Source organism: Pontibacter sp. LHS2 (assembly GCF_058932845.1).
Map to the genome: position 1 here is coordinate 217,106 of NZ_JBZYWG010000002.1, position 17,466 is coordinate 234,571.

The window sequence follows — 17,466 nt, forward strand, 5'->3', positions numbered from 1 at the left end:
CTTTAAGCATGTGTTAGAATGAAACAGCCCTGCTCTCAAGAGGGACAGGGGTTTGTTTTTGTATATCTCGATATGGGAAACTCGCAAAACGCGAGCGACGACAAAGCTGCTCCTTCTATACCTGAACCAGTTATCTTTAGATATAACTTAAATAAAAATCTCGACAACACATACAAAAAAGGGACGCTTTGCAGCGTCCCTTTTCTTTTCACATATAATAAACGTTATACCTCGTCTTCGTTTCTTTTATTTTTCTGATCGGAGGCGAGCAAATCCTGCTTTACACCTTTTGGCTCTATTGCCATCAGCTTGCCTTCCAGTTCCGTCTTCACTTCTTCAAAAGCAGTTCGGTATTTTTTCTCAATTGGGTGAGCAGATGGTAGTTGCACTTTCAGCGCGTCAACCTGCTTGCCATTTTTCCAGAAGCGATAGCACAGGTGCGGTCCGGTTGCCAGGCCGGTACTGCCCACATAGCCGATCGTCTGACCTTGACTTACACGAGAACCGCGTTTGATGCCCTTCGCAAACTTGGACATGTGCAGGTACTGGGTGGTATAGGTATTGTTGTGCTTGATCTTCACAAAGTAGCCGTTGCCTCGGGTATAGGCGGCTTCCAGTACCACACCATCACCTACTGTTCTGATCGGTGTGCCACGCGGGGCAGCAAAGTCGGTGCCCAGGTGTGGCTTGTAGCGCTTCTGCACCGGATGGAAGCGGTTCATGGTAAAGCGGGAGCTGATACGGCTGTACTCCAACGGCTCTCTCAGGAAAGCTTTCTTCAGACTCTTGCCGTCCTGGTCGTAGTAACCGGCTTTCTGGCCTTCCTGCTCAAAAGCGATGGCGTAGAGCGGCTTGCCTTCGTGCTCAAAGTAAGCAGCCTTGATCTTGCCGAAACCAATCACGTTGCCGTTTACCTGCTTCTCATCATAAATAAGCTTGAAATGGTCACCGGGCTGCAGACGGCTTAGGTTGAGGCGCCAGGCGTAGATGTCGGCGAAGTGGTTCACCAGTTGTGGTGATCCGCCGGCAGCCAGAATGGACTCAAACAGGGAATGCTCAATAAAGCCGGCAATCGCACGCTCCACAACTTCAACTTCACGCTTTTCAAGGCGAACGTCTAACTCACCGTTGAGGTCGTAGATCACATACTCCACCTCGTTTGGTTCATAGATAAAATAACGGGCTGTTTGGGCGGAGTCCTGGGCGTGCAGAATGATGTAGTCACGCTTGGCATTGATGCGACGCACGTCAAATACTTCTTTTGATTTGCGGGCCAGCTGGTCGATGGTGACAGGCGAGATGTTGAAGCTTGCCAGGATCTGCGACAGGTTCTCCCCTCTTTCTACAGTACCTTCTACTATTTCGAGTGTGTCGGTGGGAATACCAAAGATAACAGGGGCTGGTCTTTTAACTGTGACCTCCGGTTCGGGTTCCGGTTCGTCTGATTTTTCTTCTGTCGAAAAATTGAAATTCTTAAAGCTTATTGTTTGCGCTGCCGTGATAAACACGAACATCGACACCGCGATCAGGATGGCTAGTCCGACACTACGTTTGAACATTACAAGGTACCTTTGGTTGGAAGAATGGCACGAAAATATGGTTTAACCGATAGAAATAAAAATCATTCACAATACAATATTCAGATTATAAATATGTTGCAATCCTATTTCAGAAACATAATATAGCACCAAAGGCGCTTATCAGGCTAAACCGCAATTGCACATTAGCATACAGCTTACAACTTAACCATCTTAAAATCAGAAAATTGCGGTTAAATAAAACAGGAGGATGCAGCGGCTCTTCTGAATAAAAAAATCTTTTATAACTTTGGCCCCTATGAAAGCACTAGAAGGAAAAGTAGCCCTTGTAACCGGGGCATCAAAAGGTATAGGTCGCGCCATCGCCGAGAAACTGGTAGAGATGGGCGCACAGGTAGCATTCACCTACCTCTCAAGCGTAGAAAAAGGCCAGGCCCTGGAGCAGGAGCTAACTGCCAACGGCGGCAAAGCCAAAGGCTTCCGTTCTGACGCCTCTGACATGGCGCAGGCTGAAAAGCTGATCGAGGATGTAGTAGCTGAGTTTGGCAAGATCGACATCCTGGTGAATAACGCCGGCATCACGCGTGACGGTCTGCTGATGCGCATGACCGAAGAGCAGTGGGATGCGGTGATCAATACCAATCTGAAATCTGTGTTTGCATTAACAAAAGGTGCCACCAAGCACATGATGCGTGCCAAGAGCGGCTCGATCATCAACATCACGTCGGTGGTAGGTATAAAAGGAAACGCCGGCCAGGCCAACTACTCTGCTTCTAAAGCAGGCATCATCGGCTTCACCAAGTCTGTGGCACTGGAGCTTGGCTCACGCAACATACGATGCAACGCAGTCGCCCCTGGCTTCATCGAAACAGAAATGACGGGCGAACTCGACCAGAAAGTGGTAGATGAATGGAGAAAGGCAATTCCGTTGAAGCGCGGCGGTTCGCCGGAAGACGTGGCCAATGCCGTAGCCTTCCTGGCATCTGACCAGTCGTCGTACATCTCCGGCCAGGTGCTGCAGGTAGATGGCGGCATGCTAACCTAATAAGTTTGAGAATTTGGGAGTGTAGGAGTTTGAGAGTTAATTGCTCACTCGCCCCAGACTTTCAATTATAATATTAGACCAATGCTTTAGCGTTTACGTTAGTAGCATTGGTCTTTTTCTTTTATCTTTAATTCTGAAATTATTTGATTCTTTAGAAGTAGCACTTCTAAAACTCTCAAACTCTTTAACTCCTAAACTTCTTTGGATTCCTTCCGCCTCATAACGACTTATTCACCCTGGCTGATCCTGGCTTGCCTGGCCGTTGGTGCGCTTTACGCCTGGCTGCTGTACAGCAAGCGCACGCCCTGGACTGCAGGTATCAACTATACCCTGGCGGCGGTGCGTTTTGTAGTGGTGAGTTTTCTGTGCTTTCTGCTGCTCGGGCCTTTGGTGCGGTATGTAAGCAACAGCACACAGGCGCCTACTATCGTGTTTGCGGTAGACAACTCACAGTCGGTGGCGCTGTTCTCAGACTCGGTGCAGCTCCGGCAGGCACAGCAAGGCTTGCAGGCAATGCGCGACAAACTGCAGGAGCAAGGTATACAGACCGAGGTGCGTGTACTGGGTGAATCCGATGCGCCACAGAACCTGGGTGAGCTACAGTACGAGGCTGAAACGACCAATCTGAGTCAACTGCTTGCAAATGTGCAGCGTGACTTTGAGCAGCAAAATCTGGCTGGCGTCGTGCTGCTTTCGGACGGCATTGTGAATCAGGGCACCTCTCCTACTTATGCCAATTACAACTATACCATATACCCGGTAGCTGTAGGCGATACCGTGCCAAAGAAAGACATCGTAATGGCTTCGCTGCGCTACAACAAGGTAAACTACAGCGGCAACCGTTTCCCGTTGGAGGCAGAGTTGCAGCAGCAGGGCTTTGACGGTGCATCCGTTACGGTGCAGCTGAAGGAAAACAAGAAGGTGATCGACCGCAAAACTGTGACGCTCAAAGCTGGACAGCCACTACAGCAGGTACCTTTTCAGGTAATGGCCAATGGTTTGGGGAAGCGCCACTATGAAGTGGAGGTAATTCCGCAGCAAGGCGAATTCACAGAGCTCAACAACGCCCGCAGTGCTTACATCGATGTTGTGAAAGGCAAGATAAAAGTGCTCGTGGCCGCCGCTTCGCCTCACCCGGATATCAAGGCACTACGTGCTGCCATTGAATCGAACGAGAACTACGAAACGGAACTGTTTATACCTGGCCTGACCACCCTCAAGCAGCAGGACTATGATGTGGCGGTGCTGCACCAGTTACCGGGTCGCACAGCCGGAGGCGAGGCTGCCCTTAACCTGGTGCGCCAGAAAAACCTGCCTGCCCTGTATATAATAGGTCCGCAGAGCGACATTGGTAATTTCAACCGCCTCAATGTGGGTATCCGCATCAATACGCCGGGACAGTCCGACGAAGTGACTAGTGTGATCAACCCGAACTTCAGCACGTTCAAAGTAGCAGAAGAAGCCACCGAGCGTCTGCAGCAGTACCCGCCAGCTTCTGTACCTTATGGCGACTATCAGCTCACGCCTAACACTGAAACCGTACTCTATCAGCAAGTAGGACGCGTCCGCACAAACAAACCACTGCTTACCGTGCAGACCGTGGGTGACAAACGCAATGCGGCCCTGTTGGCATCCGGTACCTGGCAGTGGCGGCTCACCGAAACAGCCAACCACGAAAACGCCGCCGTGTACGACAAGCTGATCACGAATCTGGTGCAGCTGCTCACAGCGCCGCGCAATAAGAAGCGCCTCAACGTATACCCGCAACTAAACGAGTACAGCAGCTCCGACGAAATTCGGTTTGCGGCCGAGGCCTATAACGAAGCCCTTGAGCCGATCTACGGACAGAACATTACCCTTAAAATACAGGATGCCGAAGGAGCCGAAAAGTCCTTTGAGTTTGCCAATGGCGAGAATCAGTCCGGCGTGAACATCGGCACATTGCCAGGCGGCCGCTATACCTACACAGCCTCTGCCCGCATCAATGGCTCATTGCAGCAGGATAAGGGCGAGTTTGTGGTGGAGGAGCAACAACTGGAAGCCTTGCACGCCGTGGCTGATCACAACCTGCTATACCAACTAGGCGCCAATACCGGCTCTAAGCTGTATTACCCGACTCAGCTGCAGCAACTAGAGCAGGACATCCTGCAGGCTGAGCACAAGGATCTGATCTATAGCTCCGAGTCACTCAATGACCTGGTAGACCTGAAATGGTTGTTCTTTGTGATTCTGGCGCTGGTTTGTACAGAGTGGTTTGTGCGGAAGTATAATGGAAGTTATTAGCCTTAGATGTCGTATTATGGAAAATCCGGACTTCCCCCATCCCGTAGTTATAGAGACAGAGCGCTTATACCTGAGCGCACTGACACCTGCTATCTACCAGCACCTTTTTACAGTCAGCAGCGACGAGGAAATCATGGCATACCTTGGCTTGAAGAACAAAGCGGAGCTGGCCGAAGAAAAAGACAAATTCAGCAAAGGGCTCACCACGTATTTCCATAGCTTCAGGAACTTCCGGATCATAGACAAGCTGACCGCTACTGTGCTGGGCCGCTGCGGCTATCACACCTGGATTATGAGTCACCGTCGGGCTGAGGTAGGCTATGTGCTTTTCGACGACAGCTACAAGCAAAAAGGCTACATGACCGAAGCATTGGGTCCCGTTATCGCCTATGGTTTTGAGGAGATGGGCCTGCGTCGCATCGAAGCGATGGCCGCTGACTACAACACTCCCTCCATTAAGCTGCTCAAGCGGTTTGGGATGCAGCTGGAAGGTGTGATCCGGGAGCATTATGTTGTCGATGGCATCAACGAAGACTCTGTTCTTTATTCCATTATCCGCTCAGACTATGACCGCCTCAAGCCTATTTGGAACCTTCAGTATCAGATTCATCAGCCTGAGAAGGTATAAATAACAATTGGGTTGAATGGCTAAATTGTTGATGGTTGCTAGTGCATAATTGTCCAGTTCACAACCAAATGCCATCAAATTAAGGTTTATTTGTCATTTCGATCGAGGTAGGGGCACCTCTATTTAGGAGAAATCTAAAATAGTCCGTTGCCCTGTAATAATCCAGATCTCTCAATGCTTTCGAGATGACAGTATAAGCTATACTTTTTACATTAATAACTCAAAGAACTCTCTAACTCCTCAACTCTTAAACTCCTAAACTCCCTTGAAATACATCCTCGTCAACAAGCCTTACGAAGTCCTGACTCAGTTTACGGACGAAGCCGGCCGTGCTACGCTCAAAGATTTTGTGCCTGTCCCTAACATTTACCCGGTTGGCCGCCTGGACTATGATAGTGAAGGGCTAGTGCTGCTGACCGATGACAAAACCCTGCAGCACCGTCTCTCCGACCCGAAGTTCAAGATCGAGAAGACCTACTGGGTGCAGGTGGATGGTCTACCTACCGAAGAGGCGCTGGAAGAACTACGTCGTGGCGTGCTGATCAAAAACATAAAGACAGCCCCGGCGAAAGCCAATTTGCTAGAGAAAGAACCGCAGGTATGGGAACGCTCCAAACCGATCCGCTTCCGAAAAGAAATACCTACAAGTTGGGTAGAGATCAAAATATCGCAGGGCATGAACCGGCAGGTACGTCGTATGACAGCCGCTGTGGGCTTCCCGACACTACGCCTGATCCGTCCGGCCATCGGTCCGCTTAGTCTGGGTGAGTTGCAGCCTGGTGAATATCGTGAACTGACAGGTGAGGAAGTAGAAAAATTGAAAAGCCTGATCGCGGGAAGCAGCTTTGGAACCGGTAGCAAACCAAAGCGAACAGGCGGCTCCCCGAAAAGCACAGGTGGCAGGCATTATGATAGCCGCAATAACTCCAGCCGCAAAAAGCGGATTGACCGATAAGCTATTTATTGACGATATCCTGTATAATCTTCACGGCATGCTCGCGTGAGTTCTCGATGAACCACACATGCATTTCCATTCCTCCGCATACCACACCCGCCAGGTATAGGCCAGGCAGATTCGTTTCCATGGTCTCCGGGTTATGGAAAGGGTGCCGGTAAAAATCATCGGACAGCTTCACTCCGACTTTCTCCAGAAATGCAAAGTTGGGCTGATAGCCGGTCATGGCCATCACAAAGTCGTTGGGGATCGTCACTTTCCCATCCGGCGTCTGGATATCAACTTCGAGCTCTCGTATCTCGGTTAGGGAAGAACTGAAATAAGCTTTGATACTGCCCTCGGCAATGCGGTTTTCCAAGTCCGGTTTGGTCCAGTACTTAATGCGGCCAAGTTCCGCATCTCTTATCACCATCGTTACCTCGGCCCCCTTCCGCCAGGTTTCCAGGGCCACATCGGCGGAAGAATTGTTGGCGCCTACCACCACGATCTTTTGTTTGTAATAGTAATGCGGGTCGTAATAGTAGTGCTTCACCTTAGGCAACTCCTCTCCAGGTATACCGAGCATATTGGGAATGTCATAGAAGCCGGTTGCCAGGATCACGTACCGCGACTGGTAAGTATCCTTGCTGGTGCTCGTCAGGTATAGCTCTCCTTCCCGGCTTATACCTGTCACCTCTTCGAACAGTCGGATGTTCAACTCGCCATTATCAGCCACGCGTCGGTAATACTCCAGCGCCTCACTGCGATTGGGCTTTGAATGGATAGATGGAAAAGGAAAACCGCCTATCTCCAGCCGATCTGCCGTTGAGAAGAAGGTCATGTTAAGCGGGTAGTTGAAAAGGGAATTGGTAATGGTACCTTTCTCAATGATCTGGTAACTCAATCCGGCTTTTTTTGCCTCCAGTCCGCAGGCTAGCCCGATGGGTCCACCGCCTACTATGAGTATGTCTAGGGTATTGTTCACTGTAACGTGCCTGGTTGTGATGAAAGCAGAGTGCTGATGTTTATGAGAGACTACTAGTACGTAAGATGAATGAATTTAATCGTTCTCTTTCCCCATGGCATAAGCAATGCCGCCCCACATATGCTGCAGAAACGCTGGTTCGCTGTAACTTTCTACAGTATGGCCCAGGCCCGTATAAAAAGCCCTGCCGCCATCATAGGCATGGTACCAGGCAATCGGGTGATGCTCCCCGTTCTTACCGCCTTCATATGTTGATTCATCCAGTTTGGCCAATACCTGCACCTCTGAATTCATGTTCTTGAAGTTATACCACTCGTCGGTACGCTCCCACCTGTCAGATAGCGTGCTGGTTGCAGGGTGATCCTTATCAACGACAGCAACCACAGCCCGCTGCACTTCAGGATGACTCTCGAACTGAGCCCCGACCAGCTTCGTGTACCAGGGCCAGTCATACTCCGTATCCGAGGCAGCGTGTATACCTGCAAAGCCGCCCCCGTTACGAATATAATTTTCGAATGCCACTTGCTGCTCAGGGTTCAAAACATCCAGGGTCGTATTCAGAAAGACTACAGCCTGATATTGCTTAAGTGAATCAGCCACAAAATAGGCTGCGTTTTCGGTTGTATCCACATTTACCTGATGCACCTTCCCTAGCTTCAGGAGAGCCGCTTTGCCATATGGGATGGACGCATGCCGAAATCCCGCTGTTTTGGAAAAGACAAGGATGCGTGAAGGTTCTGCCTCAGTCTGTGCGCGCGAGAAACTATCTGCCTGGTCGCAGGCTTGGAAACTACCTATTACTAACAGCAATAGAACATAAACCCGTAAGTTGACTTTCATTTGGCAAACAATTTATATAGTTCTTATTTTTTAGGTATAACCTATCAGAGAATTTGACCTTGTCACCAGTTGCTATAGGCCCGAATGGGACTTAAATCTTTCTTGTGATGGATTAAGAATATTCAGTATCCAATATAACAAATGTTTTACAGCTCTTCGAGTCCTTCCAAAATCCGGTACAATTCCTTAGCTTTAGAAACTCAAATAATCTACTCTAAACTATACTTACATCTACACAATGCAAAAGCGTATACTTTCTGTAGCGCTGCTAGTGGCCCTGAGCGGGGGCGCTGTGCAGGCACAGAAGAAAGCACCCAAGCAGCCGGCCTCCACACCTGCCAAAGAAAGGCTGCAGACAACAGAAAAGCGTCAGCAACTCGAGCAAAATTCCCTGGCACGCAATGTGGCCTTCCGCAATGTGGGCCCCACCGTACAAAGCGGCCGCATCACCGATCTGGATGTAAACCCGAAAGATCCCAGCAACTTTTACGCGGCCTATGCTTCGGGTGGTCTCTGGCGGACTATCAACAATGGTATTTCCTTTGAGCCGATCTTCGATAACGAGGCGGTGATGACCATCGGCGATATTGCCGTGGACTGGAAGAATAACGAAACCATCTGGATCGGTACCGGCGAGAGCAATTCCAGCCGTTCGTCTTACTCCGGCGTGGGTGTATACAAGAGCACCGACGGCGGCAAAACCTGGCAGCACATGGGCCTGGACGACACGCACCACATTGGTCGCATCATCCTGCACCCGACTGACCCGAACACGGTATGGGTAGCGGCCGTTGGTCACCTGTACTCGCCAAACAAAGACCGCGGAATTTACAAAACCACTGATGGCGGCAAGACCTGGAAGAAGACCCTGTACATCGATGATAACACAGGAGCCATTGACCTGGTAATCGACCCGAAGAATCCCAACAACGTGTATGCAGCCATGTGGCACCGCGAGCGCCGCGCCTGGGACTTTGTGGAAGGCGGCAAGACCTCCGGCATCCATAAGTCAACAGATGGTGGTAACTCCTGGACCCGCGTGAGCACCGAAGGCAGCGGCTTTCCGGCCTCCGCTGGCGTAGGCCGTATCGGTCTCGACATTCACCCGGGTAACCCGAACATCATCTACGCTTTCCTCGACAACCAGGACCTGCGTCAGGTAGAGAAAAAGGAGCCGAAAGCAGGTGAACTGCAGAAAGACCAGTTCAAAGGGATGACGACAGATGCTTTCCTGGCCCTGGACGATAAGGACCTGAACAGCTTTTTGGATAGCAACCGTTTCCCTTCTAAATACACGGCCAAGACTGTGAAGGCCGACGTGAAAAGTGGCAAGATCAAACCAGCCGCTTTGGCTGCTTACCTGGAAGACCCGCTGGCAGTAACGACAGAAGCTCCTGTGAAAGGCGCTGAGGTATACCGTTCCGACGACGCTGGCAAAACCTGGAAGAAAACACACGAAAAGCCGATCGACGACATGTACTCGAGCTACGGCTACTACTTTGGGGTAGTGCGTGTAGCGCCCCATAATCCGGATAAGATCTACATTCTGGGTGTGCCGATCCTGACGTCGGATGACGGTGGCAAGACGTTCCGCAATATTGAAGGTGACAACGTGCATTCTGACCACCAGGCCCTGTGGGTGAGCCCAGACAAGCCTGGTTACCTGATCAACGGCAACGACGGTGGCCTGAACATCACGTATGACGATGGCAAGACCTGGGCGATTGCTAATACCCCGGCAGTAGGGCAGTTTTATGCAGTAGCCGTGGACATGGAAAAACCTTACAATGTGTATGGTGGTCTGCAGGACAACGGTACCTGGTATGGTCCGAGTAACTACAAGGCCAGCACCTCCTGGACACAGAACGGCCGCTATCCGTACCAACGCTTAGGCGGCGGTGACGGCATGATGGTGCAGATCGACACCCGCGACAACAACACGGTATACCTGGGTTCGCAGTATGGTAACTACGCTCGTGTGGACAAACGCACTGGACAGCGTGTTTCCGTGAAGCCAACGCACGAACTGGGCGAAACGCCGCTCCGCTTTAACTGGGAGAGCCCGATTCACCTGAGCCGCCACAACCAGGACATCCTGTACTTCGGCTCCAACAAATTCCACCGCTCCATGAAAAAGGGTGAAGAGATGCAAACTCTCTCCGGCGACCTGACCAACGGTGGTCTGAAAGGCGACGTGGGCTTCGGCACCTTGACGTCTATTGACGAGTCTCCGCTGAAGTTCGGCTTGCTTTATACCGGCTCGGACGATGGTGCGATCCATGTGTCTAAAGACGGTGGCAACAACTGGGAGAATATCTCCAGGAAGCTGCCGCAGAACATGTGGGTGTCGACCGTAGTGGCATCTAACCACAGCGAAAACCGCGTGTATACCTCGCTGAACGGTTACCGTTGGGATGACTTCACCCCATACCTGTACGTGTCGGAGGACAATGGCAAGAAGTGGGAGCGCCTCGGCACGAACCTGCCAGCCGAAGCTATCAATGTGGTAAAAGAAGACCCGAAAAATGCGAACCTGCTGTATGTAGGCACCGACCATGGTCTGTACATCTCGCTTGATCGCGGCAAAACCTTCATGCAGATGCGCAACGGTATGCCAGCCGTGTCGGTACACGATGTGGTGGTACACCCACGCGACAACGACTTGATCGTGGGCACGCATGGCCGCTCCATCTACATTGCCAACGTAGAGCACCTGCAGCAACTGACACCAGAAATTCAGAACCAGAAGCTGCATTTGTTCGCCTTCCAGCCAACCAATTACAACCCGCGTTGGGGACAGTCGTGGGGTGCCTGGGGTGAAACTGCCGAAAGCTCCCTCGAAATTCCGTTTTACACTGCCCAGGCAGGCACGACGACCATCCGCATCAAAACGGATAAAGGCCAGTTGTTGAAAGAACTAAAGGATGAGAATGAGCGTGGCCTCAACTACGTGAGCTACAACTTCTCAGTAGATGAAACCAATGCCAAAGCCTACGAAACCGCTCTGAACGGCAGCAAGAAAGACGGTGAAGAAGCCGTGAAAGTAGAAGCTGCCGATAACAAAACGATCTACCTACAACCAGGAAAGTACACCGTGGAAGTAGAGACAGCCGATGGCGGCAAGGCTACTTCGGATTTTACGCTCAAAGCACCGGAGCGCAGAACGAGAAGCTAATTTTAACTACTGCTATAACAATTGCAAAGGCAGCCCTTAGGGGCTGCCTTTGTTGTTTTATACCTATCATTCTAACTGCAAATTTTAAATTCGCACTTATACTGGCACATATATTGTTATAAAAAATTATATAATATTTTATATATTGAATGCAGGTCCTGTAACATTCTTTTCATCTCTAACGCTTACCTAAAATTCAAGCTTATGAAAATCAAACTTCTACTGCTCGCACTTCTCTTCAGCTTCTCCTTTTCTGCAATGGCACAGGACAAGTGGACTCCCAAAGTTGGCTACGGCACGGTGTATGCCGGAAACGGCGACATCCCCGGTCACTGGTTTATTGGTGGTATTCAGACGCAAATCACGAATCGCTCAGGTTTTGAGATACTGGCAACAGGCACTTACATTGAGCAGACCCGTCGCTGGGGTACGGGATACGAGACCTTTCAAAAGTCAAATGGTGTAGCGCTTGAAGCAGCTTATAACCTGTTTATCAATGCTGGTCCTGTCCAGATTTACCCGGCTGTAGGTCCGGTGCTAAGGTATGCCAGCGAACGGGAACTGTACGGTCTTTCCATTCAGTACAATGGGCAGGGCGGCATCACAGACTTTAAGCCCGAAATGCGCTCCAGAAATGGTTTGCAGGCAGGCTATATGTTAGCGCTTAACCTGGATGTGAAAGCCAAGCAGCACCTTACCTTCGGACTCAGAGGCTCCGTTCAAAGCTTCCATGATGGGCAGCGTTTGGCGGCTGTAGGCCTGACCTTGAAAAACGCCAGATGGTGATGGTATCACACTAAGTTCATAAATGGCTGTTCATACTGATCATGGTCTGATCGAAAATACTATACCTAATGCAAAGGCAGTTCGAACAGAGCTGCCTTTGTTATTTAGCGGACGTTCATACTTGATATCTACTACATCCAGGCAGAGAACTGTGATTACTCAATTCAAATCTGCGCAATTCTTTTATCTTTGTTAGTAGCCTTAATGAAGCCCATCTATGAGAAAGCTTTTACCCCTCCTCCTATTCCTAAGCTTGGCAGTTCCCTCTTTCGCCCAACAGATGCCCGCTATACTGCCCCTGCAGGAACGGGCCACCCTGGAAGACAAACTGCTACAGGAACGACTCGACAACCTACTGCCCACTCTGATGCGCAAACAAGGTATAGACATGTGGCTGATCATTGCGCGGGAATACAACGAAGACCCGGTGATCAAAACCATGTTGCCCGCCACCTGGTTGGCAGCCCGCCGCAGAACGATTCTGCTCTTCTTTGATAATGGCAAAACGGTGGAGCGCCTGGCTGTGGCCCGCTACGATGTTGGCAACCTGTTCAAAGGCGCCTGGAACCCCGAGCAGGAGCCTGACCAGTGGATGCGGCTTGCGGCCCTTATTGCCGAGCGCAATCCGAAGAAGATCGGGCTGAACTACTCTCCTCACTTCGGCCATGCTGATGGGCTGGCAAAAACAGAATGGGACAACCTGATACGCGCTCTGCCAAAAGCACAACAGAAACGTGTCGTGTCGGCCGAAAAGCTTGCGGTGGACTGGCTGCAGGTACGCACCGAAACGGAGCTGGAACTGTATGAACAGATCAGCCAGATCGGGCACAGTATTATTGCGGAAGGTTTCTCTGAGAAGGTGATCAAGCCTGGCACGACCACGACCGATGATGTAGTGTGGTGGTTTCGGGAACGCATCGCGGAACTGAAGCTGGAAGCTTGGTTTCACCCGACCGTGGATGTGCAACGGGCTAATGCAGGAGCCGGTGACTCGGAACGCTCTTTTGCCCAGCGACCGTCGGAGGAAACGATTATGCCCGGCGATCTGGTACACTGTGACCTGGGCATCACTTACCTCAAACTCAACACCGATGTACAGCAACTATCCTACGTGCTCAAACCCGGAGAAACCGATGCGCCGGATTACCTTAAGAAAGCTCTGGCCACCGGCAACCGTCTACAGGATATCCTGACCAGCCACATGAAACCTGGCCGAACCGGTAATGAGGCTTTGAAGGCGACACTAACACAGGCAAAGCAGGAGAATATTGTGGCCAGCATCTATTCCCATCCAATCGGCTACCACGGACACGGGGCCGGTCCTGCCATCGGTATGTGGGACAAACAAGCGGGTGTGCCCGGAACAGGAGATTATCCGCTGCAGTATAACACGGCCTATGCTATTGAGCTGAATGCCAAAGTCACGCTTCCAGAATGGAACAACAAGGAGATCCGGGTGATGCTCGAAGAGGAAGCTGTGCTGACGCCTGCAGGTATACGCTACATCCATGGCCGGCAAAAAGAGCTACTCCTGATTCCGAGACAGGAACAAGCGGGCAATTACCTGCAGCAGTAAGTTTAGAGCGATGCCCGCACCGATAGTACAAAGTTTCTGCCTGCTGCGGCTATACCTGAGGAGTAAGGCCGGTAGCGTTGGTCGGTGATGTTCTCTATACCTGCGCTTAGCGACAAATGCTGCGTCAGTTGGTAAAGCGCCTTTAGGTTGAGTGTGGCCCAGCCCGGACTATGCGGATTTCCGTTTGCGTCTGTGGCGTAGAGGTAAGCTTTGTCCTGCTCTTCCGGGGCCAGTTGGCTATACCTGATGGCCCCATTGTAAACAGCATACAGATCTGCTTTCAGGCGGTCGCGGGTATAGGTAAAGCGGGTAGTGCCAAATGCCGGCGCCGCATGGCGAAGAGGCGCCTCTGCTCCATTGTCCAGTTCCTCACGCCCCCACTGCACATTATACCTGGAGGTGAGGCCAAAACCAGCCGGTAGTTTAATTTCTATACCTGCCTGTATGCCCCCTACCCTGACAAAGGCAGCATTCTGTATCGCCTGTATCTGGCTCATTTCTCCTTCGTATTCGATCAAGCTGCTCCCGTTCAAGGTATAATTTCGTCGCACCAGTGCATCCTGCAGATAGGTATAGAATGCCGTGACATCCAGTTTAAGTAACTCCCCAAATGTTTTGGCAGCACCCAGGTCTGCATTGTAGGCATATTCCGGATTCAGGTTCGGGTTAGGCACCACCACAAGGCCGGGGGCAGAGTCGAACACTTTGCCGATGTCATCCACATTGGGTGAACGGAAACCGGTCGATAAATTGGTGCTTATTTGCCAGGAGGGCGACGGGCTATACACAAGGCCGGCACTGCCCGTTACAGCTCCATTGTTGAGATTGGCGGAGGTGAAAGGAAGATCGTAAAAGCGACTATCAAAATCTGCCTGCAGTAGCATGTGGTTATACCTGGCGCCGGTGAGTAAGGTAATTTTCTCTCCAGCTTTAAAGCGATAGGTCAGGAAAGCTGCATAAGAATTCCAGTCCGCGCCGTCGGGGTAGCGGGATGGCCCAGGCTGGCTGACTCCGGTGCTGACATTCAGGTCGGTGCCGCTTGAGCGTACTTTGTTGTAAATCGCTTCCAGTCCGTAAAAAAGGTGGTGCCGCTGCCCCAGTCCTTTCTCAAAGTCAAAGTTTAGGGAGTAGGCATTTACTTTTTCATAACGGCTATACCTGATCGGTTTGCCGAAATCGCGGTTATGACGGCTCTCCTCAAAAAGCTGATGCGCCAGGCTGATATTTACCTGATCAAAAACGTTACTACTTGCCTGGTGTGTTAGCTGCAGGTTGTTCATCAGCCATACCTGCGGACCATAGTACCACTCCGCTGAGCGGAGTTTGCCGTTTCGATAGAGGGTCAGGCGGTCGTAGCGGGGCACATCGGAGGTGGTGGAGTAATGGAAACCGTAGTGCAGTTCCCAGTTTTCGCTGGGCTTATACCTGACCTTCTGCATCAGGTTCAGCTGCTCGTAGCCCGTGTATACCTGACGCTCAGGGTCCGGATTGGTGATCACTTCATCCTGACCGTTATGGGTGCGCACATATTCTTTCCGCAGGTAGTCTTCCGGTCCACGAGATCCCATTGTCAGATCGCCGTAGTCGCTGAAGCTGGCACTGGTCAGGAAGGCCCATTTATTCAGGCCATAGCTCAGGTCGAGGTGGCCGGTCTTCTCTTGGTTGGCTGATGACCACCGGAGGGCGGCGTTTCCTTTTACAAGTGGCGCGGCCTCTGTGGCAAACTTTGGCAACAAGGTATAGAAGTTCATCACGCCGCCTATCGCATCGCTGCCATACATCACAGAGCCCGGCCCGAAAAGTACTTCTGTTCTGGCCGTCGCAAACGGGTCCAGCGAAATCACATTCTGCAAATTGCCGCTCCGGAAAATGGCCGTATTCATGCGCACACAGTCCACGGCAATCAGTACCCGGTTGGTTGCAAAGCCCCGGATCATGGGGCTACCGCCTCCACCCTGGCTTTTCTGGATATACACTTCGCCAGCCTGCCCCAGCATATCGGCGGCAGTTTGGGGTTGTTGCAGCAGTACATCCTTAGGCCGGATAGTGCTCACGCGCTGCGGTACTTCCTTCGCATCCTGCTGCCATCGGGTAGCTGACACCACCACGGTATTTAGAGCAATCCTGTTTTCGCGCAGGTATAGCTGAAAGTCCTGGCGCTGCAATTGATCATAGGACAAGATCTCCTGATCATAACCCACCAGGCGAACCACGATGCTGTCGAGACTCTGGAAAGGGCTGACATCCACTTGCCCTTTGCTATTGGTAAAGCTTGTATGTGCTGTGTTCTTACCGGAGAGCTGCACCATCTCCAGTGGCTGTCGCGTTACCTGATCTTTTACGGTCAGGATTTGTGCAACCGTGGTAGTGCTGAGCAGACACAGCCATCCTAATAAATACAACAGCTTAATCATTCCGCTTACTCACTCTTGATCTTTCTGATCCGTTTAGGATAAAACCACAGGAAGAAACCTGTAATGGAAAGGACTAACAGTCCAAAGCCGAGCACATTCATCGACACCAACTTAAAGAGATCACTGATGATGGAGCCATCGTGTACTTTCTCAATCCAGTCGGAGTGACGGCGGGCCACGGAAAGCACTTTGCCGGTACTCGCGTCCAACTGCACTTCCCAGCTTCCTTCCTCAAAGATGGTCTTGACAATACCTTTGTCCAGGCGGGCTTCGATGCGGTCGATGGGGTTGTTGCTGATTGACTTTGCTGAGTCCAGGCCAGCAAGAGATCGTGCTGATAACTCAGCCAGTGGCAGCCACTGTTGCAAGTCTGTACTGGCTCCCTTTTGAGTGGGCGGCTGCAGCAGATCGACATCCTTCTTCCAGCCTAGCAGGATACCTGTGCCACTGCTGATCAGAATAAACACACCCAGAAAGAGCCCCAGATAACGGTGGTACACGCGAAAGTTGCGCAACCTATCGGCAAGCGTTCTTACTCTTTGTTTTAGAAGGGTGGCAGTACTGGTACTCACTTAGATAGATCAGGATAGGTATAAAAGCCCAATATCCAACAATTGACGGAGATAAACAATGTGGCGACACTAGTCTTTAAATTTTGAATACTAATTGCAACCATTCCCCGTTTTAAGGAATCTTAGGGTTGATTAACCTATACTACTATGATTAAATTGTTCTATCCTCTTTTGGCTCTGGCACTCTTTACGCAATGCCAACAAGAGGAATCTTACGAAACCACGGAGTTTAAGAAAGAAGCCGGCGACCTGAAGTTTGGGCAGGAAGTGCTTTTACAACAGTTCGGTCAAGTCACGCTGTACGGTGATGAGGTGCCTCGCCGCCTGATCGTTTCCCTGAAAAGCATAGAGGACTCCCGCTGCCCAACTGATGTCACTTGTGTGACAGCTGGGAATGCCACTATTGCGCTGCGGGCTTCCAACAGCCAAGGCGTTAACGAGAACATCGCGCTCTGCATCGGTGATTGCGGAACTGAAGGGGCAAGAGAAATACATACCGTAGAGGCAGCAGTTGGCGATGTCAGTTACAAGTTTACGCTGAAAGGTGTGCAGCCCTACCCAGGTCAGGCACATGAAGGAGAAGTGCAAAAGGCACAGCTGATCGTGGAGAAAAAATAGGTATGTATACCTCGCTATACCTGAAACTATAGGTCGAAGCTATCTTTAGATTAAACCTTTTCTTTCAGCCCC

The 17,466-nt window shown here is 51.0% G+C and carries 13 protein-coding genes; 8 read left to right on the forward strand and 5 right to left on the reverse strand.

Translation table 11 applies throughout. The annotated features are described in order from the left end of the window. Window positions 1-224: 224 nt before the first annotated feature. Window positions 225-1,559, reverse strand: a complete 1,335-nt coding sequence (locus AC5FX6_RS09625; protein ID WP_493596837.1) for a M23 family metallopeptidase — start codon at window positions 1,557-1,559, stop codon at window positions 225-227. A 277-nt stretch (window positions 1,560-1,836) separates the two neighbouring features. On the opposite strand from AC5FX6_RS09625, the gene fabG reads away from it, so the two are divergent. The 4 genes from fabG (at window position 1,837) to AC5FX6_RS09645 (ending at window position 6,449) form a co-directional block, all read left to right on the forward strand. Further along, complete coding sequence (fabG, locus tag AC5FX6_RS09630) at window positions 1,837-2,583, forward strand: 3-oxoacyl-[acyl-carrier-protein] reductase (protein ID WP_007652979.1); 747 nt, start codon at window positions 1,837-1,839, stop codon at window positions 2,581-2,583. A 201-nt stretch (window positions 2,584-2,784) separates the two neighbouring features. Then, window positions 2,785-4,866 (forward strand): vWA domain-containing protein, encoded by a 2,082-nt coding sequence (locus tag AC5FX6_RS09635; RefSeq protein ID WP_493596838.1) that lies wholly within the window; start codon window positions 2,785-2,787, stop codon window positions 4,864-4,866. A 16-nt stretch (window positions 4,867-4,882) separates the two neighbouring features. Continuing rightward, window positions 4,883-5,494, forward strand: a complete 612-nt coding sequence (locus AC5FX6_RS09640) for a GNAT family N-acetyltransferase (protein ID WP_493596839.1) — start codon at window positions 4,883-4,885, stop codon at window positions 5,492-5,494. Window positions 5,495-5,759: 265 nt separating this feature from the next. Then, on the forward strand, window positions 5,760-6,449 hold the full coding sequence (locus AC5FX6_RS09645) for a pseudouridine synthase (protein WP_493596840.1): 690 nt from the start codon (window positions 5,760-5,762) through the stop codon (window positions 6,447-6,449). A 1-nt stretch (window position 6,450) separates the two neighbouring features. Here the strand turns inward: AC5FX6_RS09645 and AC5FX6_RS09650 are convergent, their stop codons facing one another. Both AC5FX6_RS09650 and AC5FX6_RS09655 read right to left on the reverse strand, forming a co-directional pair. Next, a complete protein-coding gene (locus AC5FX6_RS09650) occupies window positions 6,451-7,413 on the reverse strand; it encodes a YpdA family putative bacillithiol disulfide reductase (RefSeq protein ID WP_493596841.1) in 963 nt (320 codons plus the stop codon). 75 nt (window positions 7,414-7,488) lie between these two features. After that, window positions 7,489-8,253 (reverse strand): ThuA domain-containing protein, encoded by a 765-nt coding sequence (locus AC5FX6_RS09655; protein ID WP_493596842.1) that lies wholly within the window; start codon window positions 8,251-8,253, stop codon window positions 7,489-7,491. Between the two features lie 238 nt (window positions 8,254-8,491). On the opposite strand from AC5FX6_RS09655, the gene AC5FX6_RS09660 reads away from it, so the two are divergent. From AC5FX6_RS09660 to AC5FX6_RS09670, 3 genes are all read left to right on the forward strand, one after another. Then, the gene (locus AC5FX6_RS09660; protein WP_493596843.1) at window positions 8,492-11,428 is read left to right on the forward strand and encodes a WD40/YVTN/BNR-like repeat-containing protein; all 2,937 of its coding nucleotides are present in this window, start codon (window positions 8,492-8,494) and stop codon (window positions 11,426-11,428) included. 204 nt (window positions 11,429-11,632) lie between these two features. Beyond that, on the forward strand, window positions 11,633-12,214 hold the full coding sequence (locus AC5FX6_RS09665) for a hypothetical protein (protein WP_493596844.1): 582 nt from the start codon (window positions 11,633-11,635) through the stop codon (window positions 12,212-12,214). Window positions 12,215-12,431: 217 nt separating this feature from the next. Continuing rightward, window positions 12,432-13,790, forward strand: coding sequence for a M24 family metallopeptidase (locus tag AC5FX6_RS09670; protein WP_493596845.1), 1,359 nt, complete (start codon window positions 12,432-12,434; stop codon window positions 13,788-13,790). A 2-nt stretch (window positions 13,791-13,792) separates the two neighbouring features. On the opposite strand, the gene AC5FX6_RS09675 is transcribed toward AC5FX6_RS09670, so the two are convergent. Together AC5FX6_RS09675 and AC5FX6_RS09680 are read right to left on the reverse strand one after the other, a co-directional pair. After that, window positions 13,793-16,192, reverse strand: coding sequence for a TonB-dependent receptor plug domain-containing protein (locus tag AC5FX6_RS09675; protein WP_493596846.1), 2,400 nt, complete (start codon window positions 16,190-16,192; stop codon window positions 13,793-13,795). Window positions 16,193-16,209: 17 nt separating this feature from the next. Then, complete coding sequence (locus tag AC5FX6_RS09680) at window positions 16,210-16,719, reverse strand: PepSY domain-containing protein (protein ID WP_493596847.1); 510 nt, start codon at window positions 16,717-16,719, stop codon at window positions 16,210-16,212. 204 nt (window positions 16,720-16,923) lie between these two features. On the opposite strand from AC5FX6_RS09680, the gene AC5FX6_RS09685 reads away from it, so the two are divergent. Further along, the gene (locus AC5FX6_RS09685; protein WP_493596848.1) at window positions 16,924-17,394 is read left to right on the forward strand and encodes a hypothetical protein; all 471 of its coding nucleotides are present in this window, start codon (window positions 16,924-16,926) and stop codon (window positions 17,392-17,394) included. Window positions 17,395-17,466 lie beyond the last annotated feature (72 nt).